Origin of the sequence: Thermobrachium celere DSM 8682, assembly GCF_000430995.1 — a bacterium.
GTDB classification, from domain to species: Bacteria; Bacillota; Clostridia; order Clostridiales; family Caloramatoraceae; genus Thermobrachium; species Thermobrachium celere.
In genome coordinates, this window is sequence record NZ_HF952018.1 from 718,457 (window position 1) to 744,095 (window position 25,639).

General features: G+C 30.0%; 29 protein-coding genes and 1 pseudogene. 29 read left to right on the forward strand and 1 reads right to left on the reverse strand.

What is annotated here, in order from left to right:
• The 22 genes from murG to spoIVA all read left to right on the forward strand — a co-directional run bounded on the left by murG (position 1) and on the right by spoIVA (position 20,924).
• Complete coding sequence (gene murG, locus TCEL_RS03915; RefSeq protein ID WP_018661350.1) at positions 1 to 1,101, forward strand: undecaprenyldiphospho-muramoylpentapeptide beta-N-acetylglucosaminyltransferase; 1,101 nt, start codon at positions 1 to 3, stop codon at positions 1,099 to 1,101.
• A 51-nt stretch (positions 1,102 to 1,152) separates the two neighbouring features.
• Complete coding sequence (locus TCEL_RS03920) at positions 1,153 to 1,902, forward strand: cell division protein FtsQ/DivIB (protein ID WP_018661352.1); 750 nt, start codon at positions 1,153 to 1,155, stop codon at positions 1,900 to 1,902.
• Positions 1,899 to 2,603, forward strand: coding sequence for a DUF881 domain-containing protein (locus TCEL_RS03925; RefSeq protein WP_018661354.1), 705 nt, complete (start codon positions 1,899 to 1,901; stop codon positions 2,601 to 2,603). The genes TCEL_RS03920 and TCEL_RS03925 overlap by 4 nt, the downstream gene beginning before the upstream one ends.
• A gap of 4 nt (positions 2,604 to 2,607) precedes the next feature.
• Entirely contained in the window at positions 2,608 to 2,964 is a 357-nt protein-coding gene (locus TCEL_RS03930; protein WP_018661355.1) for a small basic family protein, read from the forward strand.
• 2 nt (positions 2,965 to 2,966) lie between these two features.
• Positions 2,967 to 3,275: a hypothetical protein gene (locus TCEL_RS03935; protein WP_018661357.1), complete on the forward strand. Its 309-nt coding sequence runs from the start codon at positions 2,967 to 2,969 to the stop codon at positions 3,273 to 3,275.
• Complete coding sequence (locus TCEL_RS03940; protein WP_018661360.1) at positions 3,248 to 3,685, forward strand: DUF881 domain-containing protein; 438 nt, start codon at positions 3,248 to 3,250, stop codon at positions 3,683 to 3,685. The genes TCEL_RS03935 and TCEL_RS03940 overlap by 28 nt, the downstream gene beginning before the upstream one ends.
• 241 nt (positions 3,686 to 3,926) lie before the next feature.
• The gene (ftsA, locus tag TCEL_RS03945; protein WP_018661362.1) at positions 3,927 to 5,189 is read left to right on the forward strand and encodes a cell division protein FtsA; all 1,263 of its coding nucleotides are present in this window, start codon (positions 3,927 to 3,929) and stop codon (positions 5,187 to 5,189) included.
• 21 nt (positions 5,190 to 5,210) lie between these two features.
• Entirely contained in the window at positions 5,211 to 6,287 is a 1,077-nt protein-coding gene (ftsZ, locus tag TCEL_RS03950) for a cell division protein FtsZ (RefSeq protein ID WP_018661364.1), read from the forward strand.
• Between the two features lie 170 nt (positions 6,288 to 6,457).
• Positions 6,458 to 7,348 carry a sigma-E processing peptidase SpoIIGA gene (gene spoIIGA / locus TCEL_RS03955; RefSeq protein ID WP_018661365.1) on the forward strand — a complete coding sequence of 297 codons (891 nt, stop codon included), beginning with the start codon at positions 6,458 to 6,460 and terminating at the stop codon, positions 7,346 to 7,348.
• Positions 7,349 to 7,352: 4 nt separating this feature from the next.
• Positions 7,353 to 8,078: an RNA polymerase sporulation sigma factor SigE gene (gene sigE / locus TCEL_RS03960; RefSeq protein WP_018661367.1), complete on the forward strand. Its 726-nt coding sequence runs from the start codon at positions 7,353 to 7,355 to the stop codon at positions 8,076 to 8,078.
• A 70-nt stretch (positions 8,079 to 8,148) separates the two neighbouring features.
• Complete coding sequence (gene sigG / locus TCEL_RS03965; protein WP_018661368.1) at positions 8,149 to 8,922, forward strand: RNA polymerase sporulation sigma factor SigG; 774 nt, start codon at positions 8,149 to 8,151, stop codon at positions 8,920 to 8,922.
• A 162-nt stretch (positions 8,923 to 9,084) separates the two neighbouring features.
• Entirely contained in the window at positions 9,085 to 9,360 is a 276-nt protein-coding gene (locus TCEL_RS03970) for a YlmC/YmxH family sporulation protein (RefSeq protein ID WP_018661371.1), read from the forward strand.
• 152 nt (positions 9,361 to 9,512) lie between these two features.
• On the forward strand, positions 9,513 to 9,968 hold the full coding sequence (nrdR, locus tag TCEL_RS03975) for a transcriptional regulator NrdR (protein WP_018661373.1): 456 nt from the start codon (positions 9,513 to 9,515) through the stop codon (positions 9,966 to 9,968).
• Positions 9,969 to 9,983: 15 nt separating this feature from the next.
• Complete coding sequence (gene nrdD / locus TCEL_RS03980; RefSeq protein ID WP_018661375.1) at positions 9,984 to 12,014, forward strand: anaerobic ribonucleoside-triphosphate reductase; 2,031 nt, start codon at positions 9,984 to 9,986, stop codon at positions 12,012 to 12,014.
• Between the two features lie 81 nt (positions 12,015 to 12,095).
• Positions 12,096 to 12,587, forward strand: coding sequence for an anaerobic ribonucleoside-triphosphate reductase activating protein (nrdG, locus tag TCEL_RS03985; RefSeq protein WP_018661377.1), 492 nt, complete (start codon positions 12,096 to 12,098; stop codon positions 12,585 to 12,587).
• Complete coding sequence (gene pgeF, locus TCEL_RS03990; RefSeq protein WP_207636300.1) at positions 12,571 to 13,353, forward strand: peptidoglycan editing factor PgeF; 783 nt, start codon at positions 12,571 to 12,573, stop codon at positions 13,351 to 13,353. Before nrdG ends, pgeF begins: the two co-directional genes overlap by 17 nt.
• 12 nt (positions 13,354 to 13,365) lie before the next feature.
• Positions 13,366 to 14,058, forward strand: coding sequence for a winged helix-turn-helix domain-containing protein (locus tag TCEL_RS03995; protein WP_018661381.1), 693 nt, complete (start codon positions 13,366 to 13,368; stop codon positions 14,056 to 14,058).
• A complete protein-coding gene (gene pnpS / locus TCEL_RS04000; RefSeq protein ID WP_084739294.1) occupies positions 13,997 to 15,466 on the forward strand; it encodes a two-component system histidine kinase PnpS in 1,470 nt (489 codons plus the stop codon). Before TCEL_RS03995 ends, pnpS begins: the two co-directional genes overlap by 62 nt.
• A gap of 225 nt (positions 15,467 to 15,691) precedes the next feature.
• Positions 15,692 to 17,029: a DUF512 domain-containing protein gene (locus tag TCEL_RS04005; protein WP_018661385.1), complete on the forward strand. Its 1,338-nt coding sequence runs from the start codon at positions 15,692 to 15,694 to the stop codon at positions 17,027 to 17,029.
• Positions 17,014 to 18,333: a ribosome biogenesis GTPase Der gene (gene der, locus TCEL_RS04010; protein ID WP_018661387.1), complete on the forward strand. Its 1,320-nt coding sequence runs from the start codon at positions 17,014 to 17,016 to the stop codon at positions 18,331 to 18,333. Before TCEL_RS04005 ends, der begins: the two co-directional genes overlap by 16 nt.
• Before the next feature lies 1 nt (position 18,334).
• Positions 18,335 to 19,336, forward strand: a complete 1,002-nt coding sequence (locus TCEL_RS04015) for an NAD(P)H-dependent glycerol-3-phosphate dehydrogenase (RefSeq protein ID WP_018661388.1) — start codon at positions 18,335 to 18,337, stop codon at positions 19,334 to 19,336.
• A 106-nt stretch (positions 19,337 to 19,442) separates the two neighbouring features.
• Entirely contained in the window at positions 19,443 to 20,924 is a 1,482-nt protein-coding gene (gene spoIVA, locus TCEL_RS04020) for a stage IV sporulation protein A (protein WP_018661390.1), read from the forward strand.
• 128 nt (positions 20,925 to 21,052) lie between these two features.
• Here the strand turns inward: spoIVA and TCEL_RS14185 are convergent, their stop codons facing one another.
• Positions 21,053 to 21,178, reverse strand: coding sequence for a hypothetical protein (locus TCEL_RS14185; RefSeq protein ID WP_018661392.1), 126 nt, complete (start codon positions 21,176 to 21,178; stop codon positions 21,053 to 21,055).
• Between the two features lie 422 nt (positions 21,179 to 21,600).
• On the opposite strand from TCEL_RS14185, the gene TCEL_RS04025 reads away from it, so the two are divergent.
• The 7 genes and pseudogenes from TCEL_RS04025 to TCEL_RS04055 form a co-directional block, all read left to right on the forward strand.
• Positions 21,601 to 22,440, forward strand: a complete 840-nt coding sequence (locus tag TCEL_RS04025) for a biotin/lipoyl attachment domain-containing protein (protein ID WP_018661394.1) — start codon at positions 21,601 to 21,603, stop codon at positions 22,438 to 22,440.
• Between the two features lie 4 nt (positions 22,441 to 22,444).
• Complete coding sequence (locus tag TCEL_RS04030; RefSeq protein WP_018661396.1) at positions 22,445 to 23,146, forward strand: YggS family pyridoxal phosphate-dependent enzyme; 702 nt, start codon at positions 22,445 to 22,447, stop codon at positions 23,144 to 23,146.
• The gene (locus TCEL_RS04035) at positions 23,143 to 23,592 is read left to right on the forward strand and encodes a cell division protein SepF (RefSeq protein WP_018661398.1); all 450 of its coding nucleotides are present in this window, start codon (positions 23,143 to 23,145) and stop codon (positions 23,590 to 23,592) included. The genes TCEL_RS04030 and TCEL_RS04035 overlap by 4 nt, the downstream gene beginning before the upstream one ends.
• A 14-nt stretch (positions 23,593 to 23,606) precedes the next feature.
• Positions 23,607 to 23,864, forward strand: a complete 258-nt coding sequence (locus TCEL_RS04040) for a YggT family protein (RefSeq protein WP_018661400.1) — start codon at positions 23,607 to 23,609, stop codon at positions 23,862 to 23,864.
• Between the two features lie 12 nt (positions 23,865 to 23,876).
• The gene (locus TCEL_RS04045) at positions 23,877 to 24,644 is read left to right on the forward strand and encodes a YlmH family RNA-binding protein (protein ID WP_018661401.1); all 768 of its coding nucleotides are present in this window, start codon (positions 23,877 to 23,879) and stop codon (positions 24,642 to 24,644) included.
• 14 nt (positions 24,645 to 24,658) lie between these two features.
• Entirely contained in the window at positions 24,659 to 25,141 is a 483-nt protein-coding gene (locus TCEL_RS04050; protein WP_018661403.1) for a DivIVA domain-containing protein, read from the forward strand.
• 72 nt (positions 25,142 to 25,213) lie between these two features.
• A pseudogene (locus TCEL_RS04055) lies at positions 25,214 to 25,639 on the forward strand (transposase); the annotation flags it as partial.

A 25,639-nucleotide genomic window follows, 5' to 3' on the forward strand; every position in this document is an offset into this window, starting at 1 on the left:
ATGAAGGTAATAATTACTGGTGGGGGTACAGGAGGACATATTTATCCAGGTGTAGCAATAGCTAAAAAGCTTCAGGAAAAGTATAAAAAAGTTGAGATTTTATTCGTAGGTAGTGAAAATGGATTAGAGGGAAAACTTGTACCTAAAGAAGGGTATAAAATAAAATTGATACCTGTCGAAGGTTTGAATAAAAAATTTTCATTTAGAACAATTAAATCGGTTATTAAGGTAATTAAAGGTTTTGGCAAGGCAGGAAAAATAATAAACGAATTTAAACCTGATATTGTGATAGGAACAGGGGGATATGTTTGTGGCCCAGTTGTTATGCAGGCTGCTTTAAAGGGTATACCTACTATTATTCATGAACAAAATGCTTTTCCTGGGGTTACAAACAAGCTATTATCACATTTTGTTGATAGAATTGCTATATCATTTGTTGAATCTGAGAAGTATTTTCCAAAAAACAAAGTTGTTTATACAGGCAATCCAGTAAGAAGCCAAATATTAAATTCAAACAAAGAAAAGGCAATACAATCCCTAGGTTTAGAAAAGAACAAACCAATACTTCTTGTGGTTGGAGGAAGTAGAGGGGCTAAAAATATCAATAATGCTGTTGTTGATATTTTAGGAGATTTAAACAATAACAATATACAGCTTATATTCATAACAGGAGAAAACAATTATAAAGAGGTTATGGATAAAGTAAATTCTAAGTATAACCTATCTGTTATGAAGGGTATTAAGATATTACCATATGCATTTAATATGCATGATGTTCTTGCTGCAAGTGATTTAATTATAAGTAGAGCAGGTGCAACAATTATTTCTGAAATAACTGCACTAGGAAAACCTTCTATTTTAATACCTTCACCATATGTTGCAAATAACCATCAAGAATACAATGCGCGAGCACTTGAAGAAAAGGGAGCATGTATTGTAATTAAAGAGTCACAGCTTAATGGAGATATATTAAAGGATCAAATAATAAATATCATTAATAACAAAGAAATACTTAAAAATATGTCAATTGCATCAAAGAGGCTTTCAAAAATTGATGCAGCAGATAAAATTGTAAACATAATAGAAGAATATGTAAAATGATGTTGCAGGATAATTCCTGCAACTTTAATACGAAGGAAAAGGATGATTAATATGGAGGCGAAATTAAAAGTTAGAAGAAAGAAAAGAAAATTGGTTTCATTTATAATAATTTTGATAATTTTATTGACATCAATTTTAACAGCACTAAAATCTGATTATTTTAAAATAAAGGAAGTAGAAGTTAAAAATAATAATTTAGTAACTAGAGATGAAATTATAATACTTGCAAATATAATAGGAGAAAATATATTTTTTCTTGACAAAAATAAGGTAAAGGCGAATATATTAAACAATCCTTATGTTAAGGATGTTAAAATAGATAGAAAGTTTCCAGCTAAGATTGTAATTAATATAGACGAAAAGGATATAAAGGGAATAATTAGGGTGAAAAATTATTATGTTGACATAGATAGTGAAGGTAGAATGGTGCATACAGTTAATAAATTTCCAAATGGTAAGCTAATTTATCTAGAAGGTATAGATGCAAAAGATTATGTGTATAATGATTATGTTGCAAAGGATGAAACAAAACGAAAAGCAGTTGTTGAAATGTTAAAGCTGTTTAATTATCCAGAGATAAAACAACAAATAGAGAAGGTTGATGTAGCAGACCCATTTAATGTTAAAATAATAACAAAAAGAGGAATAGACATATTAATTGGAGATTGTTCAAATCTTGATTATAAAATATCCTTTGCATTTACTCTTCTAGAGAGTCAAGACCTAAAGGATAAAAAAGGGTGGATTGAGGTAAGTTCGGATGGTACTGCAGTATTTAAAGAACAAGAGGTGATACAATGAAAAAGATTAAATCCCAGTTAAGCTTAGCCTTTATTTGTTTGATTTTAGGTTTTATGATCACCTATCAGTATAGATTATCCTACTCAAAGAAAAACATCATTGATACAAGGCAGATAAGTGATCTAGTTAAGCAAAATGAGCTTTTAAAGAAACAGAAGGATGAGTTAGAGGCAAAAGTTAAAGAATATCAAAGTAAAGTTGATGAAATAGAAAAGGCAGTTACAATGGGAAATGAGGCAACTGAAAAACTAAAGATTGAGCTGGATAATTTAAGAATATTATCTGGTTTAAATGATGTTGAGGGAAGTGGAATCATTATTACACTTTCACCCGCCCAAAGTTTGCAAAGTAATTATCAAAATCAAATTTATGCAACAGATCTTTTAGATATTGTAAATGAATTGAATGCTTCAGGTGCTGAAGCTATATCTATAAATGAAGAAAGATATACATCAAGAACACAAATAAGAGAAGCTGGGGCTTATATAAAAATAAATGATACAAAGTTTAGCCCACAGGATAAATTTATTATAAAGGCAATTGGAGATTCAAACATATTAGAGGGAGCATTTAAAATGCCTGGAAACATATTAGAACAAAACTCTGATAGAATAAGTTATAAAATAGAAAAGTCCAATGATATAAAGATAGTAAAGTTCAGCAAGAAGATAGAATACAAATATGCAAGGCCAGGAAGGTGATTATATGATACCATTAATCGGATTAATAATAGGTGTTATATTGGGGATTTTTTTAAAAATTGACATACCCAATTCATTAACAGCATATATTCCTGTTGCTATATTGGCAGCATTAGACTCAGTATTTGGTGGGGTAAGAGCATCCCTTGAAAAAAAGTTTGATTCCGACATATTTATATCAGGTTTTTTTAGTAATATAATTTTAGCCATTGGGCTTACTTATTTAGGAGATGCATTAAATGTTCCTATATATTTAGCAGCCGTTGTAGTTTTTGGCAGTAGATTGTTTAATAATTTTGCAATAATAAGAAGAATATTATTACAAAAGGGTAGGATTAAATTAAAGGGTAAGGAGGAGTGAATATGAAAATAAATGAAACAAAGCTTCTCCTTATGCTTTCAGGTTTATTTACAGGTTTAGTTATAACATCTTTTTTGGTTAAATCTACACCAAATAAAACTATTGTTTTAACTTATAAGGACTACCAAAATTTAAAGCATGATAACTTTTTATTAAATAGAGAAATATCTGTGTTATATAAAAATTTAATTGAACTACAAAGTAAATATAACGAATACATGTCTAGTGAAAAGACAAATAAAAAAGTATTAGAGGATTTAAAAAAGAATATAATGCTGCAAAGATGCTGTATGGAATTGAACCAGTTATAGGTCCAGGAGTTATTGTTAAGTTAGATGATGCAAAAAAATCAAATTATGAGAGTGATTTTGACTTGTGGAATAGCATAGTACACGATTTTGATATTAGGCAAATTATAATAGATCTTAAAAATGCTGATGCAGAGGCAATAGAGGTAAATGGATATAGAGTGGTTTCTACGACTTCTATAACTTGTGAAGGACCTATAATAATGATAAATGGAAATTATATAACTCCTCCATTTACAATAAAAGCGATTGGAGATAAGGATGCACTTTATTATGCTATGTATAATCCAGATAGCTGGTATAAAACTATGGAATTAAGAGGTTTAAGATTAAGCTTAAAAAGAAGTGATAATATAAGTGTAAGTGGAATAAATGACGGAATTGAAATTAAATACTTAAAGCCTAAAAAATAAATAAAAAGTATCTAATGTTTTTTAGAAAAATTACGATAAATGTATAGAATAATAAATATGTTGATAAATACATCTTATATTTATTCTTAAAAGATGTTACAATATATATGTATTATGCTTTAATATTATGATAATTAGAATATGAATTTAATTAAAAAATTTTATAATGTTAAAAGGGAATTTACTTTTTTTGTTGAATTATATTAATAATATATAAAAAAGTTGGGAGGTTAAATTTTAAATGAGCAATATAGTTGCAGCCTTAGATATAGGTTCATCTAAAGTTTGTGTAGTTATAGCAGAAATGAAGAATAAGCAGTTTAATGTTTTGGGTGTTGGGACCTCCGAATGTAAAGGTGTTAAAAAGGGGATTATCGTAGATATAGATACAACAGTTGAAGCAATAATAAATGCTCTAAAGCAAGCAGAGCATATGTCAAATAAGAAAATCAAATCAGTTTTTGTAAATATCCCTGGAGGATATACAAATCTATATAAAACAAAGGGCGTTATTGCTGTTTCAAGAGATGACAAGGAAATAACAAAAGAGGATGTTTCAAGAGTTCTTGAAGCTGCAAAGGTTGTAGCTATTCCACAGGATAAGGAAATAATTGACATAATACCTGAACAATATATAGTTGACGGTTATGATGAAATAAGAGATCCTATCGGAATGGTTGGTGTTAGATTAGAGGTAGATGCAAATTTGATAGTTGCATCATGTACAACAGTTCAAAACATAATAAGAAGCATTCAAAAGGCAGGACTTCAATGTGATGGAATAATATTAGAGCCATTAGCAACATCAAGCGTTGTTTTAAGCGATGATGAAAAGGAATTAGGAGTTGCTCTTGTAGATGTTGGTGCAGAGACAACAGATATATCTGTATTTAAAAAGGGAGCATTGGTTTATACAAAGGTGATTCCAGTTGGAGGAAATCATATAACAAATGATATTTCCATCATATGTAAGATAACTTCTACTGATGCAGAAAAAATTAAGAGACAATATGGTGTTGCTACTTCAAATTTAATACGAAATAATGATATAATAAAGATAAACAGCATCGGCGGTAAATCAGAAAAGGAAGTATACTTAAAGGATATAGCAGAGATCATGGAAGCTAGAATTTCAGAAATGCTATATCTAGTAAGAAAAGAGCTTGAAGATAAGAACCTATATAATTCAATATCTGCTGGTGTTGTTATTACTGGAGGAGGACTTTTTAACATAAAAGGAATTCAAGATACTGCTCAGGCAAGCTTTGAATTGCCTGTTAGATTTGGATATCCTAATTATATAGGTGTTGCAAATCCTGTTTACTCAGCATCAGCTGGTATAGCATATTATGCATTAAAGGAAAAGAAAGCAAGTACTGTAGAGTATGGACAGACAGTTTCAAAAAAGGAGGAAGTATATCAAGTAGAAGAGGAAGAAGAAGACGTATCAAGATCATCAGGAATCATAGAAAAGATCAAAGAATTCTTTGCAGACTTTTTCTAAAATACAAAAGGGGGTATAATTGTGCTAGATTTTGATTTTGAAATTGAATCAGGTGCTCAAATAAAAGTAGTAGGTGTAGGCGGCGGTGGAAATAACGCTGTTAATAGAATGATAGAGTCAGGACTTTCAGGTGTTGAATTTATTTCAGTTAATACAGATAGACAAGCATTATATCTATCAAAGGCTGGCCAAAAAATACAAATTGGAGAAAAGATGACAAAAGGGCTTGGAGCAGGAGCTAATCCTGAAATTGGTGAGAAGTCAGCAGAAGAAAGTAGAGAAGAAATTATGCAGGCTCTTAAGGGTTCAGACCTTGTATTTATAACTGCTGGTATGGGTGGAGGTACTGGTACTGGTGCAGCACCTGTAATAGCAGAAATAGCAAAAGAGATGGGTATATTAACTGTAGGAGTTGTAACAAAGCCATTTATGTTTGAAGGTAGAGTTAGAATGATAAATGCTGAAAAGGGAATAGCTAAGCTTAAGGAAAAGGTAGATACACTTGTTACAATTCCAAATGACAGGCTTTTACATGTAGTTGATAAAAAGACACCAATTACTGAAGCATTCAGAATTGCAGATGATGTATTAAGACAAGGTGTTCAAGGTATATCAGACTTAATAGTAAAGCCAGGTTTAATTAACCTAGACTTTGCTGACATAAAAACAATTATGTTAAATAGAGGTCTAGCCCATATGGGTATAGGTAGAGCATCAGGTGAAAACAGAGCAATTGAAGCAGCAAAGATGGCTATATCAAGCCCACTTCTTGAAACAACTATAGATGGAGCAACAGGGGTATTACTAAACATTACAGGTGGTTCAAACTTAACACTATTTGAAGTAAATGAAGCCGCAGAACAAGTAAGACAGGCGGCAGACCCAGATGCTAATATCATATTTGGTACAGCATTAGATGAAAGTTTAGGAGATGAAATAAGAATAACTGTTATTGCGACTGGTTTTGACAAGATAACAGAAATAAAGGCAACTCCAAAGAATAAAGAAGAAGTTATAGAAAAGGTTGCAGTTACTATAGAAGATGATTCAGACTTAGATATTCCTCCATTTATAAGAAATCAAAGAGCAAGAAGATAAGATGTCCAAAGGGACATCTTATTTTTTTATGTTTTTAGACTTATTTTTATTGTATAAAAAAATCATAAAATGTATTTATTTTTTATATATATAGATTATGATATGACAAAATTTATGCTTATAAGGTTGTATAATTAAAATAAAAAGTTGTCCACGGAGGTGGGCATAATATGAATATTATATATATTGACGTTCTTTTGATTGAAAACGTTTTAATTAATTTTTTGATTTTATATGTTGTTTACAGGTTTTGCAGAGTCAAGAGAAATCTATCCTACTTGTTTTTATCATCACTTATTGGGGCATTATATGTATTTATAGTCTTTTTCCCAGCGCTTAGTATGTTTTATTCGGCACTTATGAAGTTTTGTGTATCTATACTTATGATTATAATAGCATTTTGGCCTAGAACATTTAGGGCATTTTTGAAGATGCTGTTAATATTTTATGGTGTTGCGTTTTTCCTGGGAGGAGCTATTATATCAATATTTTACTTAGTAAATGATAAAATGGTTAGTTCAGTGAATGGGGTTATGCTTTTGAATAAAATTTCGTCTAAGTATTTAATATATGGAGTTATTGTGTCAATATTTGTTGTTAAGATATTATTTGATGTAGTTGATAGGTATTTTGATATAAAAAATAGGACAGTTCAAATTACAGTTATCAACAATGAAAAATCTATTAAATTAACGGCACTTCTTGACACAGGTAATTGTTTGAAGGATCCAATTTCTGGTCATCCAATTATAATAGTTGATATTAAATATATTGCTGATATACTGCCAAATGAAGTAATTGATTTAGTTATGAATAATAGAGATATTGCTGATATAAAGGACTTTGAAATAAGTAAGAGAATAAGAATAATTCCATATATGACAATAGGTGTTGAAAACGGGCTTTTAATTGGATACAGAGTTGATTATGTTTATGTAATTTCTAAAAATAAAGTAGGAGTAATTAAAGATCCTATATTAGCTCTATCAAGAAGAAACTTGTCAACAAAGGATGATTATCAGGCAATTGCTTATCCAGAAATAATAAGTTGGGAGGTATGAATGTATGGCTATATTTAATTTATTTGTTGAGTTTATAAGAAAATTATTTTCAAATATTTATAGATATATATTTGGAACTGATGAGGTTTATTATATAGGAGGTAACGATGTTCTGCCACCGCCACTTTCTAATGAAGAGGAAAAAGAGTTGGTGGATAGATTAAAGGCAGGGGATGAAACAGTAAAAAATATATTGATTGAAAGAAACTTAAGGTTAGTTGTCTATATTGCAAGAAAATTTGAAAATACAGGTGTTGGAGTTGAGGATTTAGTTTCAATTGGTACGATAGGGCTTATAAAGGCTGTTAATACATTTGACCCTGTAAAAAAAATAAAATTAGCAACTTATGCATCAAGATGTATTGAAAATGAAATATTGATGTATCTAAGAAGAAATAGCAGAATAAAGGCTGAGGTATCCTTTGATGAACCTTTAAATGTTGACTGGGATGGGAATGAATTGCTTTTATCTGATATTTTGGGTACAGATACAGATCTTATTTTCAATTATATTGAAGATGATGTTGAAAAACAGCTTTTAAGAAATGCAATGGGTAAGCTTTCAAAGAGGGAACAACAAATTGTAAGCCTAAGATTTGGACTTGCAGGTGGTGGAGAAAAAACACAGAAGGAAGTTGCAGATATTTTAGGTATATCTCAATCTTATATATCAAGATTAGAAAAGAAGATAATAAGAAGACTAAGGAAAGAAATAACAAAAATGACATAATATATCATGAATAAATAATAATCCCTTCGGAAATAATTTTAATACAAACTTCTGAAGGGGTTGATTTTTTATGCAGACAAATAAAGTTGAAATATGTGGAGTAAATACATCAAAACTTCCTGTACTTTCAAATGAAGAAATGCAGGAGTTGTTAATAAAAATGAAAAAAGGAGATAAAGAAGCTAGAGAAAAATTTATAAAAGGTAATCTAAGGCTTGTATTAAGTGTTATTCAAAGATTTAATAATAGAGGAGAAAATGTTGATGACCTGTTTCAAGTAGGATGCATCGGATTAATCAAAGCAATTGATAACTTTGATTTAAGTCAAAATGTGAAATTTTCTACATATGCAGTCCCAATGGTTATAGGAGAAATAAGAAGGTATCTTAGGGATAATAACTCAATAAGGGTTAGTAGATCTCTAAGGGATATTGCCTATAGGGCACTACAGGTTAGGGATAGTCTAATATCAAAAAACAATAAGGAGCCAACCGTATCAGAAATAGCTAAGGAACTTGATGTACCTAGAGAGGAGGTAGTATTTGCTCTAGATGCAATACAAGATCCTATTTCATTGTTTGAACCTATCTATCATGATAATGGCGATGCAATATATGTTATGGACCAAATCAGTGATAGCAAGAATACAGATGATAGCTGGATAGAAAATATATCAATAAAACAAGCACTTCAGAAGTTATCAAGTAGAGAAAAGCTTATTTTGACCTTAAGATTTTTTGAAGGAAAAACTCAGATGGAGGTTGCAGAAGAGATTGGTATATCACAGGCGCAGGTGTCAAGACTTGAAAAATCGGCACTTGCGCATATGAGGAAATACATTTAAATAATGTATTTATAAAACAAAATTAAAAAGTCCTTTGATTGGTTTTTAGACTAATTTAAAATATAATGATGTCTAAAAACCAACTCAAGGGACTTTTTTAGTTGTGTTTATATTCATTTTTAATTTTATTTGTGAATATAATTTTCTAGGGGGTTGATTACTATGAAAAATAAGGATGATAAATTTATTGCTTTATCTCAACTAAGACAAATGGAGGTTATAGATGTATCTTCAGGTAAAAAATTAGGATTTATAAGTGATATTATATTTGATGATGATTTTACCAAGATAGAAAGTCTTGTACTTCCGCCAGAGGGTGGACTTTTTTCTATATTCAAAAAAAGGGAGGAGATTATAATTCCTTGGCAGGATATAAAGACATTAGGTGTTGATGTTATATTAGTAGAAAGACACCAAGAAAATTCAAATGATAAATAGACATATGAAATTAAGAAAAAATAAGATATATTTTGTAATATGTATTTATATATTGTTTTTCAGAAATAACAATTTTTTTTGTGTTAGACAAAACTATATATAGTAAATATAATTATCACAGTACACTAAATGTTGATGTTTGGAGTGATAAAATGAGATGTCCCTTCTGCAATCATATCGAAACTAAGGTATTAGATTCAAGGCATAATGAAGATCATACGTCTATAAGAAGACGTCGAGAATGTTTAAGTTGCCTAAAGAGATTTACAACATATGAGAAAATTGAGGATTTACCTATTTATGTTATAAAAAGAGATGGCAGTAGAGAACCATTTGATAAAAGAAAAATATTAAATGGAATCTTAAAGTCATGTGAAAAAAGGCCTGTTTCAATTTCCAGTATCGAATCCATTGTAGATGATATTGAAAGAGTAATTTTCAATTCTATGGAACAAGAAATAAATAGTAGCTTCATAGGGGAACTTGTAATGGAAAGGCTCAGAAACCTAGATGATGTTGCTTATGTTAGATTTGCCTCTGTTTATAGGCAATTTAAAGATATAAATACATTTTTAGAAGAACTTCAAAAACTACTAAAGGAAAAGTAGAAAGGGTGTTTTTTTATGTTTAGCCAAATTAAAAAGAGAGACGGTAGAATAGTTAACTTTAGTAAGGAAAAGATTTCAAGGGCGATATTTATGTCAGCAAGGGAAGTTGGTGGTTCTGATTTTGCAATGGCAGACAGCATTGCAGACAAAGTTATAAATTATATGGCGACTGTTTTACCACCTGATGAAATTCCTACTGTAGAGTTTGTTCAAGATTGTGTTGAAAAGGTTCTAATAGAAGATGGACATGCTAAAACAGCTAAGGCATATATTTTATATAGAGCTAAAAGAACAAGATATAGAGAAGCAAAGACTGAACTTATGGATATTGTAAGAGAAATATTAGTTGAAACTAGCAGAGAAAATGCAAATATAGGAAATTCTCCTTCTGCTAAGATGCTTCAAATAGCTTCTGCAGCAAGTAAACAATACTATTTATCAAATGTTATACCAGAGCACATTGCAAAGGCCCATATAAACTGTGATATACATATACACGACTTGGATTTTTATGGTAAAACATTAAATTGTCTTCAAATAGATTTAACAAAACTATTATTAAATGGTTTTAATACAGGTTATGGTTATATTAGGCCACCTAAGAGAATATCATCAGCAACAGCGCAGGCAGCTATAATACTTCAAAGCAACCAAAATGATATGTATGGAGGACAAAGTTTCCCTCATTTTGACAAGTCAATGGCTGAGGTTATAAGAAACCTCAAGGAAAAACCTTCATATGAAGAAATATTCCAAGCTATGGAGGCTTTAATATATAATCTAAACAGCATGCATTCAAGAGCAGGTGCACAAGTTCCATTCAGCTCAATAAATTTAGGAACTGATACTACAGAAGAAGGAAGAATGGTTATAAAAGCTGTACTAGAGGTATTTGATAAAGGATTAGGAAAGGGAGAAAGTCCTATATTTCCTAATTTAGTGTTTAGAGTTAAAGAAGGAGTTAACCTAAATGAAGGCGATCCAAATTATGACCTATTTAAATTAGCTATAAAGGTCGCATCCCATAGAATGAATCCTACATTTAGTTTTATGGATTCAAGTTTTAATAAGAAATATGGTGATGAAATATCATACATGGGATGTAGAACAAGAACTATTCAAAATAGAAATGGTCTTGAGATTTCAGCAGGAAGAGGTAATATTGCACCTGTTACAATAAACTTACCAAGACTTGCATTAAAGGCTGGTTTTGGTAATATAGATGGCTTCTTTGAAGAATTTGATAAAATACTTGATCTTTGTAAAGAACAGCTTCTTCATAGATTTAATATACTTGCTAAACTAAAGGTTAAGGATCTACCATTTTTAATGGGACAAAAGCTATATATGGGGTCTGAAAACCTAAAGGAAGATGATGAAATATTAGAGGCAATTAAAAATGGTACATTAGGTATAGGATTTATAGGTTTAGCAGAAACTCTTGTTGCGTTAATTGGAAAACACCATGGAGAAGATGAAGAAGCATTAGATTTAGGGTTAAAAATAGTTAAGTATTTAAGAGATTACTGTGATAGAGCTAGTGAAGAAACAGGATTGAACTTTGTTGCTTATGCTACTCCAGCTGAGGGAACAGCAGGTAGATTTGTACCAAAGGATAGAGATAGATATGGACTAATAAAAGGTGTAACAGATAAGGAGTTTTATACAAATTCATTCCATGTACCAGTGTATTATGAAATAAGTATGTTTGATAAGATAAAAATAGAGGGTAAGTTCCATAGCCTATGTAATGGTGGACATATAACATATGTAGAATTGCCATCTACTTTTGAACACAATCTTGATGCCTTTGAAAAAATTATTAAATGGATGAAGGAATGCGATGTTGGATATGCTGGAGTAAATTTCCCAATAGATGAATGTAGAGTGTGTGGCTATAGGGGAGTTATAAATGATTCTGAATGTCCTGTATGTGAAAGTAGTGACATAAGAAGAATAAGAAGAATAACAGGATATTTATCAACAACTGATAGATTTAATGATGCAAAACTGAAGGAACTTTCAATGAGGGTTAAGCATCTATAAATTTAACATAAATTTAGCATGCTTTTAATATTAAAGCATGCTAAATTTTTAATTATATATTATAATGAAAGTGGTGATAGTATGAAAATTAGAATAGCAGGAATAAATAGAGAAAGTTTAGTAGATGGTCCAGGTATAAGATATGTTATATTTTCTCAAGGTTGTTTCCATAACTGCAGAGGATGTCACAATAAAGAGACGCATCCACTAGATGGAGGATATGAGGTAGAATTAGATTATATATATAACGATATTATTCAAAATAAGTATATAGATGGTGTTACCTTTTCAGGTGGAGATCCTTTTGTTCAAGTTGAAAAGTTTATTCATCTTGCTAAAAGGCTTAAAGAAAAAAATATACACATAATATGCTATACTGGATATTTATATGATGATATATTAAAAGATAGTAAAAAAAGAGAATTATTGAATTATATAGACATTTTAATTGATGGGCCCTTTGTTTTAGAACAAAGAACACTAAAAAAGCCATTTGTTGGTTCTTTAAATCAAAGGATTATAGATGTGAAAAAATCATTAAAGGAAAATAAAATAATTGAGGTTAAGTGGTGATGTTATGGGTTTTGAGTTTGTAAGTGTAAATGGCAGTAAATATCTTAAAAATAGAGAGCTTGAGAAAATGAATGTAAAACATTTCTTTTCAACCAGAATTGGAGGCTTTAGTAAGGGAAATTATTCAGAACTAAACCTTGGAGTTTATACAGAAGATGATGCTGATGATGTTTATAGAAATATGGAAAAGGCATTTACAGACAACAAGATGAATTTAAATAATGCTGTGTATTTAAAACAAGTTCATAGTGATAAAATTTATATAGTAGATAGAAGTAATTTTATGGATATAAAAGGTAAATTTGGTGATGCACTTATAACAAAAGAAAGGGATTTACCTATTGGTGTATTTACAGCAGACTGTGTTCCAGCATTAGTTTATGACAGTAAAAATAATATAATAGCCTCTGTGCATGCTGGCTGGAAGGGGACTTATAAGTGTATTTTAAAAAAGACCATTGAAATAATGGTAGAAGAGTTAAATGCAGATGTAAATTATACGTATGTGATATTGGGGCCAGCAATTGCAAAATGTTGTTTTGAAGTTAGCGTGGATGTTGCAGATAAATTTAATTTTATAGAAAAAAGAGAGGGAGTATATTTTGTAGACTTATTTTTGGAGAATAAAAAGCAGGCATTAAGTTTAGGGGTAGATGAAAAAAATATATATATATCTAATATCTGCACAAAGTGTAATAACAATTTATTCTATTCATATAGGGTAAACAATAGTACAGGAAGAATAGGCACTTTTATATCACTCTAGGGAGGTAAGTTTATGGCTTCAGAAAAAATATTAATCATAGACGATGAGCTTCATATTGTTGAACTAATAAAATATAATTTAGAAATGAATGGATACAAGGTTTATTATGCATTAAATGGAACTGATGGTATAAATTTAGCATATGAAAAGAAGCCGGATTTAATACTTTTAGATATTATGCTTCCTGAGATAGATGGTTTTGAGGTATGTAAGAAAATAAAAAGAGATGATGAGCTTGCAGATATTCCTATTATAATGCTCACAGCAAAGGGAGAAGAGTTTGATAAAATACTAGGACTAGAACTGGGTGCAGATGATTATATTACAAAGCCCTTCTCTGTTAGAGAGCTTGTTGCTAGAATTAAGGCTGTATTGAGGAGAAATACGAAGGAAGAGAAACAACAAAGCGTTATAAATATAGGAAATTTAACAATAGATTTAGAAAGGCATGAGGTTTTAAAGGATGGAAGAAAAATAGAGCTTACTTTGAAGGAGTTTGAGCTGTTAAAACTTCTTGTCTTGAATAAAGGAAAGGTTATGACAAGGGACTTTTTGTTAGATAAAATATGGGGTTATGAATATTATGGAGAAACAAGGACTGTAGATGTACACGTTAGACATTTAAGACAAAAGATAGAAGACGATGATAAAAATCCTAGATATATCGAAACAGTTAGAGGAATTGGATATAAGTTTAAGGATTAATGGTGATTTTATGAGAAAAAAGCTTATATATTTTATACTGCCTATAATAATATTTTGTGTTGTGTTTAATTTTTATCTTTTTGTTGTAATAATAAATAAATATAATCTTTCATCTGCAATAGTTGATGAACTACAATTTAAATTTGATTTTGTACAGTATGCAATTGCGAGTATAGTATTTACTACAATATTTGCAATTATAATGGTTGTATTTAAATTGGATTTTATAATAAATCCTATAAAAAAGCTAACTAATATAGCCACAAAGATTGCTCTTGGACAATATGAAAAAAGAATAGAAGTTTATGAGGCAGATGAAATGGGGCAGTTGATTCATTCATTTAACCTAATGGCAAGTAGATTAGAGGAGACAATTAAGGACTTACATGATAAAAAGAATAAACTATATTCGATTTTAAATAGTATGGATGATGGTGTAATATTTGTTGATAATGAAAAAAACATACTGCTTATTAATCCAGCAGCAATAGATATATTTGGATTAAACCATAACGTAAAAAATAGATATATTTTAGAGGTTATTAGAGACAAAAGAATTGAAGAGTTGATAAATAACCCTGATGAAACACCAGTAGAAATGGTAATAAATAATAACAAGCAAAGAATATTGCAGGTAAAATCAATATCAGTTACAGATTATGGAACAAACAATATGATCGGTGTACTTCTTGTGATACATGACGTTACAAAGATAAAAGCACTTGAAAATATGAGGTCAGAGTTTGTTGCTAATGTATCACATGAACTTAAAACGCCACTTACTTCCATAAAGGGCTTTGCAGAAACTTTAAAATATGTTGAAGATAAACAAACAAGAGATAAGTTTTTAGATATTATTTATGTTGAATCAGAAAGGCTTTCAAGGCTTATAAATGACATATTAACTTTATCAGAACTTGAAAATAAAGATTATTCAATTAATTTTCAAAAAGTATGTTTAAATGAATGCTTAACAGAGGTTTATTATATAATGCATAGAATCGCTCAAGAAAAGAATATTTCACTAGAGTTAAAGAACTTTGAGGAGGATCTTTATATTTATGGTGATAGAGATAAATTTAAGCAGATGATTATAAACTTAGTAGATAATGCTATAAAATATACTCCTCAGGGTGGAAATGTGTTTATAAAGCTTGAAAAGGAAGATATGAAGGCAAAGATAGAAGTAAAGGATACAGGTATAGGAATACCAAATCAGCATCTACCAAGGTTATTTGAAAGGTTTTATAGGGTTGATAAAGCAAGATCAAGATCTATGGGAGGAACAGGTCTTGGACTTGCTATAGTAAAACATATAGTTATGATTTTTAATGGTACGATTGATGTACAAAGTGAAGTAAACGTTGGTACAACCTTTACAATACATCTTCCAATATATAAACATTAATAAGAAATTATTATTTCATTAACAAAAACCCTATGCTTGAATTTGAAGGATTACTTATTAGGTATATGAGGTGATCCTTTGAAATTCAGCATGGGGTTTTTTTAGAGAAATTTGAGTTTAATATAATTAGTAAAGAGTATATTTTTATCATTTTCAACTTATTATTGCATATTTTGAGTTTAAATGATATTATTACATAATGAAATTATAAATGGAGTGAAGTATATGAGGCCACAAAAGAAAAATATTGTTGTAACATATGTAGCAAAAAATAGCATAGCTGAGAAGTATGGAATTGAACCAAATGATGAAATACTTGCAATTAATGGTACAGATGTTTTAGATACGATAGAATATAGATATTTAACAGCAGACAGTAAGTTGAATATAAAGATTAAAAAGCCATCAGGAGATATAAAGGAAATATTAATTAAAAAACGCCCATATGAGGATATAGGAATTGAATTTGATGATCCATATATAAATAATCCAAGACGATGTTCAAATAAGTGTATATTCTGTTTTATTGATCAGTTACCAAAGGGTATGAGGGATACACTTTATTTTAAGGATGATGATTCAAGGTTATCCTTTTTACAAGGAAATTTTATAACACTTACAAATATGTCAGATGAAGATATAGAAAGAATAATAAAGTTTAAAATAAGTCCAATTAATGTTTCAGTGCATACTACAAATCCTAATTTAAGGGTAAAGATGTTAAACAATAAAAGAGCTGGTAAGGTTTTAGAATATCTAAAAAAGTTAACAGATGCATCAATAAAGGTTAATTGTCAAATAGTATTATGTCCTGATATTAATGATGGTAAAGAGCTCGAAAGGACTATTTATGATCTATTCTCTATGTATCCGAATATATCAAATGTCGCAGTGGTTCCTGTTGGAATAACAAAATATAGAGAGGGATTATATCCTTTAAAATCCTTTGATAAAGAAACATCAAAACAAGTAATAAGACAGGTTGAAAAAATACAGCAGGATATATCACAAAGTATTGGTTCACCTTTTGTAAGGCTAGCAGATGAGTTTTATATAATGGCAGAAGAAAAGCTACCGGAATATGAACATTATGAAGATTTTGAACAACTTGAAGATGGTATTGGGATGATTAGATTTTTTGAAAAGTGCATAGAGGATGATCTAGAATACTTTGACTTTGATGGTAAGGGTTTAAAGTTTACAATTGCAACTGGAGTTTCAAGCTATGAATTTATAAAAGATATGGCAGAAAAAATAAATAATAAATTTAATGTCGACATTAGGGTGGTTCCAATAATAAATAATTTCTTTGGAGAAAAAATAACAGTAACAGGGCTTTTAACCTCAAAGGATATCTATGAACAAATTAAAGACAAACTTAATGGAAATATATTACTTCTTTCATCTAATATGTTTAAAGCAGATGAAGATGTGTTTTTAGATGATGTTCATATGCTTGATTTAAGCAATAGTCTTGGTGTAAAAATAGTTAAATGTAAATATACAGGAGAAGACCTTATAGAAAATATAGAACGTGAGGTGATAAAATGGCAAAGCCGATAGTTGCAATCATAGGAAGGCCTAATGTTGGAAAGTCTACACTGTTTAATAAGTTAGCTGGAAGAAGAATTGCAATAGTAGAGGATACTCCAGGTGTTACAAGAGATAGGCTATACTGCGAAGTTGAATGGTTAAATCATAAATTCACCCTTATAGATACAGGCGGAATTGAAATGGAAACAGAAGATGTAATTTTAAAGCAAATGAGAAGACAGGCAGAAATAGCAATTGAAACAGCTGATGTAATTCTTTTTATGGTTGATGGGAAGACTGGCATTACAGCAGATGACTATGAAGTTGCAAACATGTTAAGAAGAACACATAAACCAATAGTATTAGCTGTTAATAAAATAGATAATATTGAGATGGAAGCAAATAAATATGATTTTTATAATTTAGGTTTAGGAGAACCAATTACAATCTCTGCTGCTCTTGGATTAGGCCTTGGAGATATGCTCGATGAAATCGTAAAGCATTTTAAAACAGTATCAGATGATGAAGAGGAGTCACCTGAAATTAAGGTTGCAATTATAGGCCGTCCTAATGCAGGTAAGTCAACATTGTTAAATAGAATTGTAGGAGAAGAAAGATCAATAGTTAGTGATATACCAGGAACTACAAGGGATGCAATTGATAGTTATGTAGAAATAGGTGAGGACAAATTCTTATTTATTGATACTGCTGGGATAAGAAGAAAGAGCAAGGTTAAAGAAGAAGTTGAAAAGTATAGTGTTTTAAGAACAATAGCCGCAATAGAAAGGGCGGATGTTTGTCTTGTTATGATTGACGCACAAGAAGGTGTTACAGAGCAGGATGAAAGAATTGCAGGCTATGCTCATGAGGCAGGTAAGGGAGTTATTATAGTTGTAAACAAATGGGATGTAATAGAAAAAGACGATAAGACAATGAATGAATTTACAAAGAATATAAGAAATGATTTAGCCTTCTTAGACTATGCACCAATAATATTTATTTCAGCAAAAACAGGTCAAAGAGTAAATAAGATGATTGAATTAATTAAATATGTTGCAAATCAACATGCAATTAGAATAAAAACAGGTGTGCTAAATGAAGTTATAAGTGAAGCTGTAATGATGAAACAACCACCAATTGAAAAGGGTAAGCCTCTAAAGATTTACTATGTAACACAGGCATCAACTAAACCACCTACTTTTGTTTTCTTTGTAAATGATCCTGAAGTAGTTCATTTCTCATATGAAAGATACTTAGAAAATCAATTAAGACAACATTTTGGATTACAAGGAACGCCAATAAGATTTATATATAGATCAAAACAGGAGGATTAATATGAGGATTGCAGTTTTAGGAGCAGGAAGCTGGGGGAGCGCTATATCAATACATCTAGCTAAAAAAGGATATGAAGTAGATGTTTGGGATAGAAATGCTGATTTATTAAATGAGATAAATAACAATCATACTAATACAAGATATTTAAAGGATATTGTATTTCCAAGTAATATTAAGGGTATACATGAGCTTAAAGATTGCATAGAGGGAAAGCAAGTAGTGATATTTGCTATTCCATCCCATGCATTAAGATCGGTATGTGAATTGGCTAAGCCTTTTATAACTAAAGAACAGGTTTTGGTAAGTTTAGTTAAAGGCCTTGAGAACAAGACATATAAAAGAATGTCAGAGATAATTGAAGAGGAATGTCCAAATAACGAAGTTGTTGTTTTGTCAGGTCCAACGCATGCTGAGGAGGTTTCAGCTGGAATACCAACAACCATAGTAGCAGCTTCTAAAAATATTGAGGCTGCTGAGTACATACAGGATATATTTATGGATGCAAATTTTAGAGTATATACAAATAGCGATGTTGTTGGTGTGGAGATTGGTGCTGCTGTGAAAAATATAGTTGCTCTTGCTGCAGGTATATCAGATGGATTAGGATATGGAGATAATACGAAGGCAGCTCTTATGACAAGAGGCATTGCTGAAATTACAAGGCTTGGTGTAAAATTAGGGGCTAACCCTATGACTTTTGCAGGACTTGCTGGGATTGGAGATTTGATTGTTACATGTACTAGTATGCATTCAAGAAATAGAAGATGTGGTATTTTGTTAGGAAAAGGAATGGATTTAAAAACTGCAATGGAAAGTATAGGTATGGTTGTTGAGGGCGTTCATGCAACAGAAGCAGTATATAACCTTGCAAAGAGTATAGATGTTGAAATGCCAATTGTTAATGCCTTATATGATGTGCTGTTTAACAATAGAGATCCTAGGGATGCAGTAAATGAATTGATGACGAGGGATAAAAAGAGTGAAGAAGAATTTGTATTTTAAAGTGCTGTGAATAGTTCACGGCACTTATTTTTTTACAATTTTTTGTTCTAAAAATAATTTTTAAATAATATTATTACATAGAAGGTTTGTAGAAGGAGGTAACATTGTGGAAGGATTGGATATATACAAGGAGATAGCTGAAAGAACACAGGGTGACATTTATTTAGGTGTAGTAGGACCTGTTAGAACAGGTAAATCTACTTTTATAAGAAGGGTTATGGAGCTATTGGTTTTACCTAATATCCCAAACCCATCTGTAAGGGACAGAGCAAAAGATACACTTCCACAGAGCGGATCTGGTAAGACAATATCAACTTTTGAACCAAAGTTTATACCAAGCGATGGTGCTGTAGAAATTGAATTAAATGACAATGCAAAGATGAGAGTAAGAATGGTTGACTGTGTAGGATACATTATTGACGGTGTCTCAGGACACATTGAAAATGGAGAATCTAGAATGGTTAAAACACCATGGTTTGAAGAGGAAATACCATTTGTAGAAGCTGCAGAAATTGGAACAAGAAAAGTAATAAATGAGCACTCTACAATAGGTATAGTTGTAACTACAGATGGTTCAATTGCTGATATACCTAGAGAAAATTATATATATGCTGAAGAAAAGGTTGTAAATGAACTTAAAAAGATAAATAAGCCTTTTGTAGTTGTATTAAACACTACTCATCCATATAATCCAGACACAGTAAATTTAAGAAAGAATTTGGAAGAAAAATATAAAGTGCCTGTTTATATAGTAGATGCATTAAACATGAGACAGGAGGACATTAAAAATATATTAGAAAAGGTACTTTATGAATTCCCAGTTAAAGAAATTGGTATAAGAATTCCTGAATGGGTAGAAAAGTTACCATATGACCATTGGTTAAAGAGAAACTTTGTAAATGTAGTTAAAAATTCAATTGCAAGTCTAGAAAAGATAAAGGACATTAAGCCAGTTGTAGCTGACTACAAACAGTATGAATTTGTAGGTGATGTTAATTTAGATGATATAAGACTTGGTGAAGGTACAGCAGTCGTATCTATGAAGGTTAAGGAAGGATTATTCTTTAGAGTTCTCGGTGAAATTGCTGGTTATGACATAAATGGAGAACATCATCTATTAGAAATAATGAAGGATCTAGCATTCGCAAAGAGAGAATATGATAAGATATCAGATGCATTAAAGGATGCAAGGGAAGTAGGATATGGATTAGTTCCACCTCAGCTTGAGGAATTAAAGCTCGAAGAACCAGAAATTGTAAGACAAGGTAATAGATTTGGTGTTAAGTTAAGAGCTAGTGCACCTTCACTCCACATTATAAGAGCAAATGTTGAAACAGAAGTTTCACCAATTGTTGGAACTGAAAAACAGAGTGAAGAACTAGTTAAGTCAATGATGGAAGAATTCGAAAACGATCCACAAAGAATTTGGCAGTCAAATATGTTTGGTAAGTCACTTGAAGAGCTTGTTAAGGAAGGATTACAGAACAAGCTATATAAGATGCCAGAGGATGTACAAGAAAAGCTTCAAAGAGTTCTACAAAAGATTATTAATGAAGGAAACAGTGGAGTTTTATGTATAATAATATAGTAAAAATTTAAAGGGACTAAATGTCCCTTTAAATTTTTGCCTAAAAGCTAGTTATTTAGTGAAAAGTTTTGATATCCTTTATTAAAGAATGATAAAATTAAAAGGGACTTAAAAAGCCCCTTTTAATATTAAAATGAGAAGTAATCATTCATTTTTATGCAACCTTGTTTATCAGATATATTCTTATCTTTATTTGTAGTCTTATTTGTATCCACTAAAGTTTCTTTTACCATTTTAATGTTGCCTATATCCATAATATTCACTCCTTTCTAATTGTTTATAAGGATATGAGCTATTATGGAAGGCCTAATTAAATGATTCGTCATCCTTGTGGAAAACCTCTTTTATGAAGGTTACCACTTTAAAGGAAATCATTATAAAACCTCCTAACGAGTTATTGAGTTTATATTTGTTTGATTATATAATAACATGTAGTTAAGTAAAATACAAATTTGAAATATGGGTATAAATATTCTTAAAATTTGTTTAATCGCAATTAAAATGAATAAACTTTGTTTTCCTCAAAAGTCCTCAAATCTCCTCCTATCTCCTAATTGCTTTTTGTTATTAATTATATTGTTATCGTAAATGAGTTATTTTATTTTCGAAATTTAGAATGAAATTGAAGGAATTTGTACATTTTTGGAGAAAATATATACTTTGAGGAGGAATAAAGGTGATTAAAAAGCAGTTTTTGATAAAATATGTAATAGTAATAGCAGTTTTGTCGGCAGTATTAGTTAGTGTTTTAGCTTTACACGATGGGTATAAAACAGTAAAGATACAGAAAAATGTATATGAGGATAGAACGTATTTTGAGGGAATTTACTTTATGAATGAAATAGTATTAAAAACTCAAACAGTAGAAAATAAAAAATTAAAGGTTGAAAACGGTGACGTAGTTAAAAAAGGTAAGGTTATATATGAGGATATAATAAGTCCAATACAAGGGAAAGTATTACTATATGTTGATGGTAATGAAAATAAATTTAAAATAGAAAATATAAAAGCTATAAAAAAAGAGGATATTTCAAACTTAAAAAACATTAAAGTAACAGAAGGAATAAAGGTAGTAGATAATTCAACTTGGAATCTATGTATAGTTGCCAATAAGGATGAACTTAAAACACTAAAAAAGGGTGGAGAAATATTTATTGAAGTAAATTCCAATCAATATGCATGTACTATTAAAGATTATTTTATAAAGGACGAAAATATATTTATAGTTCTAACAACAAAATATGATATACCTGAATTTAATTTACAAAGATATTTTAATGGGTATATAATAAAGGTTAGGTATTATGGGTTTATTTTACCAAGAGATTCAGTTGTTGACTATGAAGGAAAGAGGGGAGTTTTTGTAAAAAGAGGGGAATATGTATATTTTACTCCTATTAATATAAATCATATGGATTATAAGATATGTGTAACTACAGATGAAATTTTAAAGGATAATGATGAAGTTATTATAAATCCTAAGGGTTTGAGGGATAAGCAGAAAATAAAGAGGTGATTTTATGGGAGTTGCTGAAAATGTTTATTATATAAAGAATAGAATTAAAGAAGTTTGTGAAAGATGTGGAAGAAACCATGATGAAATAATTTTAGTTGGAGTATCTAAAACACATCCAGTTGAAAAGTTAATTGAAGCAAAATCTGCAGGTATAGATATATTTGGAGAAAGTAAGGCTCAAGAGTTTTTAACTAAGTATGAAAAAATTGAAGGTGCAAAATGGCATTTTATAGGGCATCTTCAAAAAAATAAAGTTAAGTATATAATAGATAAAGTTGACCTTATACATTCTTTAGATGATTTAGAACTTGCAGGAGAAATAAATAAGAGGGCTCAAAAGATAAGCAGGGTAATGGATGTTCTTATACAGATTAATATTGGCAAAGAACAAACAAAATATGGAATTTATGAAGAGGATTTATTTGAGTTTGCTGAAAGGCTTACTCAATTCAATAATATAAAAATAAAAGGTCTTATGTGTATACCTCCCGATGAGGGTGATGATAAAACAAGACAGTATTTTAAGAGGATGAAGATGTTATTTGATGAAATTAAAAAACTTAACTATCGTAATTTTGATATTAAATATCTTTCAATGGGCATGACCCATGATTTTGAAATAGCAATAGAAGAAGGAGCTAACATAATAAGGGTAGGTACAGGTATTTTTGGAGAGAGAGATTATACAAAGGAGGAAAAGAAATGAGCAAGATGTTAAATAAAATATTTGGAACAATTGGCCTTGTTGATGAAGAACAAATGGAAGAAAAGGAAGTAGAGTTGCAGGAGCAAGAGGAAGAAGAGCAATTTGAAATGGTTAAGGAAACAAAGGGTAAAATTGTAAGCATAAAAAGTAAAACTATTGCACCAAAGATAGTTGTTAAAAATCCTCAAACATTAGGGGAGGATATGGAAGATTTAATAGATGCATTAAAGGTAAAAAATATAGTAATTATGAATATAGCTGATGCAGAAAAAAATATTGCAAGAAGATTGCTAGATGCGGTTTCAGGTGCTGTTTATGCACTTGATTGTACTTTACAAAAGATTGATAATGAAAGAGGAATATATTTAATTACACCAAAAAATATTGAAATAGAAAATGAACTTAAAAATCTATTGAGTAGAAGTGACATCTTTTCAATGGAATAATTAGGAGGTAAATTATGCTTTGGGGTTTTAAGCTTGCTTTATATAAATTTATAAACTTATTAGAGTTTTTGATTTTTTTAGATGCATTACTATCTTGGGTTGTTCCAAATAGGCACTCTAATCAACTTGTTAGGCTGATTGGCATAATAATTGATCCAATAAAGGAACCTTTTTATAGGCTTCAGTTTAAAATTCTTCCTAATACACCTGTTGATTTCTCACCAATGTTTGCAATTTTATTTTTAGAATTTGTAAAGACTGTATTGTTATAAAATGGTGATTGCATGAATATAGAACAGTTTATCAATAAAAATATTGAAAAGAGAGATGTATATATAAAATTATTAGATGTTGTAAATAGAGTAGAAAGAACATGGCAGGAACAATTTACAGATTTTTTAACTCCAGATGAGCAATATTTTTTAAACAAGGTTGCAGAAGGTAGAGAAATTGTTATTAAATATTTTGGAGGAAAAGAAAGTTTTGAAAGGGCTGTAGCTTTAATTAGTAAAGTAGAAATGGATATAGAATTTCCAGTAGATATAATTAAGGTAAAAGGGAATTTTAAATTTGAAAAGCTAACTCATAGAGATTATTTAGGTACTCTGTTATCGTTAGGCATAAAAAGGGAAAAAATAGGAGATATAAATGTATTTGATGATGGTGCAGAAATATATATATTGAGAGATTTTAGTGACTATGTTATATACAACATAAGTAAGATAAAACATACTGGAGTTAAGTTAGAAAAAATAACTATAGATCAGGCAAGAGAAAGGCTTGATACCTTTGAAGAAAAGATAGTTAATGTTTCATCTTTAAGACTTGATGCTATAGTTTCTGGAGCCTATAATCTTTCAAGAGCAGAAGGAGCAAATTTAGTAAAACAGGGTAATGTTAAATTAAATTATGTACTGAATGATGATCAATCTTTTAAAGTAAATGAGGGAGATATTGTATCAGTTAGAGGCTATGGAAGATTTTTATTTAGTAAGGTTCTAGGATATACAAAAAGTCAAAGGCTTTGTGTTTTAATTAAGAAATATAAATAAGAGGAGGAGTAATAATGACTATAACACCTAATGAAATAATAAATAAAGAATTTAAAAAAGTTTTTAGAGGATATGACGTTGATGAGGTTGATGAGTTTTTAGAGCAATTAAGTGAAGACTATGAAAAAATTTATAAAGATAATATTAATTTAAAAGAAAAGATAGAAGCACTAAATGAAAAGCTAAATCACTATGTAAATTTGGAAAATACACTACAAAATACTCTTTTACTTGCACAAACTGCAGCAGATCAAGCAAAGGAAAGTTCAAAGAAGGAAGCAGAACTTATAATAAAAAATGCACAGGAAACTGCAAATGAAATTATTAAAAAGGCAGAAGAAAGAGTGCTTGAGATTAATAAAGAATATGAAATATTAAAAAATGAATACAACATGTTTAAGAGTAGATTTAGAGCACTTCTTCAGTCAGAACTTGAAAATTTAGATAAAGAATACATAAAAAATGAGGTTCATTGTAAAATTAAATGCAACAGATAAAAAATATTAAAACCATAGTGAAAATCATGTATGATATAGGTGTCAAATCCAAACATACAGGAGGTTTTCACTATGGTTGATAAAATTAATTCTAACACAACTGTACGTTCTTTTAAACACCTAAATAGCTATGAGCGTGGAGAAATTTATGCATTACTAAAAGAAGGTAAAAGTATTCGCTATATTGCTAAAAAATTAGGACGTAGTCCAAGTACTATCTCCCGTGAAATTAAACGTGGTACTACCTTACAGCTTAAAAGTGATTTATCTACATTTACAAGTTATTTCCCTGAAACAGGTCAGGCTGTATATGAAAATCATCGCTCAAATTGCGGAGCAAAAATTAAATAGCTACAGCCGAAGCTTTTATAAAGTATGCAGAAACAAAAATTCTTAAAGATAAATGGTCCGTCGATGCTGTAGTAGGTTATTGTAAAAATGACCCTGCTTGGAAGGATAAATATATTGTTTCTACTAAAACATTGTACAACTATATTG

Coding starts and splice junctions, on each gene's coding strand:
- TCEL_RS03930 (WP_018661355.1), top strand. CDS start 2,608: ATGATACCATTAATCGGATTAATAATAGGTGTTATATTGGGGATTTTT.
- TCEL_RS03925 (WP_018661354.1), top strand. CDS start 1,899: ATGAAAAAGATTAAATCCCAGTTAAGCTTAGCCTTTATTTGTTTGATT.
- murG (WP_018661350.1), top strand. CDS start 1: ATGAAGGTAATAATTACTGGTGGGGGTACAGGAGGACATATTTATCCA.
- sigG (WP_018661368.1), top strand. CDS start 8,149: ATGCAGACAAATAAAGTTGAAATATGTGGAGTAAATACATCAAAACTT.
- TCEL_RS03940 (WP_018661360.1), top strand. CDS start 3,248: ATGCTGTATGGAATTGAACCAGTTATAGGTCCAGGAGTTATTGTTAAG.
- pnpS (WP_084739294.1), top strand. CDS start 13,997: ATGATAAAAATCCTAGATATATCGAAACAGTTAGAGGAATTGGATATA.
- TCEL_RS04030 (WP_018661396.1), top strand. CDS start 22,445: ATGGGAGTTGCTGAAAATGTTTATTATATAAAGAATAGAATTAAAGAA.
- nrdG (WP_018661377.1), top strand. CDS start 12,096: ATGAAAATTAGAATAGCAGGAATAAATAGAGAAAGTTTAGTAGATGGT.
- der (WP_018661387.1), top strand. CDS start 17,014: ATGGCAAAGCCGATAGTTGCAATCATAGGAAGGCCTAATGTTGGAAAG.
- spoIIGA (WP_018661365.1), top strand. CDS start 6,458: ATGAATATTATATATATTGACGTTCTTTTGATTGAAAACGTTTTAATT.
- TCEL_RS04045 (WP_018661401.1), top strand. CDS start 23,877: ATGAATATAGAACAGTTTATCAATAAAAATATTGAAAAGAGAGATGTA.
- TCEL_RS04035 (WP_018661398.1), top strand. CDS start 23,143: ATGAGCAAGATGTTAAATAAAATATTTGGAACAATTGGCCTTGTTGAT.
- TCEL_RS03995 (WP_018661381.1), top strand. CDS start 13,366: ATGGCTTCAGAAAAAATATTAATCATAGACGATGAGCTTCATATTGTT.
- TCEL_RS04040 (WP_018661400.1), top strand. CDS start 23,607: ATGCTTTGGGGTTTTAAGCTTGCTTTATATAAATTTATAAACTTATTA.
- nrdD (WP_018661375.1), top strand. CDS start 9,984: ATGTTTAGCCAAATTAAAAAGAGAGACGGTAGAATAGTTAACTTTAGT.
- ftsA (WP_018661362.1), top strand. CDS start 3,927: ATGAGCAATATAGTTGCAGCCTTAGATATAGGTTCATCTAAAGTTTGT.
- TCEL_RS04015 (WP_018661388.1), top strand. CDS start 18,335: ATGAGGATTGCAGTTTTAGGAGCAGGAAGCTGGGGGAGCGCTATATCA.
- nrdR (WP_018661373.1), top strand. CDS start 9,513: ATGAGATGTCCCTTCTGCAATCATATCGAAACTAAGGTATTAGATTCA.
- TCEL_RS03920 (WP_018661352.1), top strand. CDS start 1,153: ATGGAGGCGAAATTAAAAGTTAGAAGAAAGAAAAGAAAATTGGTTTCA.
- TCEL_RS03970 (WP_018661371.1), top strand. CDS start 9,085: ATGAAAAATAAGGATGATAAATTTATTGCTTTATCTCAACTAAGACAA.
- TCEL_RS04005 (WP_018661385.1), top strand. CDS start 15,692: ATGAGGCCACAAAAGAAAAATATTGTTGTAACATATGTAGCAAAAAAT.
- TCEL_RS14185 (WP_018661392.1), bottom strand. CDS start 21,178: ATGGATATAGGCAACATTAAAATGGTAAAAGAAACTTTAGTGGATACA.
- sigE (WP_018661367.1), top strand. CDS start 7,353: ATGGCTATATTTAATTTATTTGTTGAGTTTATAAGAAAATTATTTTCA.
- TCEL_RS04050 (WP_018661403.1), top strand. CDS start 24,659: ATGACTATAACACCTAATGAAATAATAAATAAAGAATTTAAAAAAGTT.
- TCEL_RS03935 (WP_018661357.1), top strand. CDS start 2,967: ATGAAAATAAATGAAACAAAGCTTCTCCTTATGCTTTCAGGTTTATTT.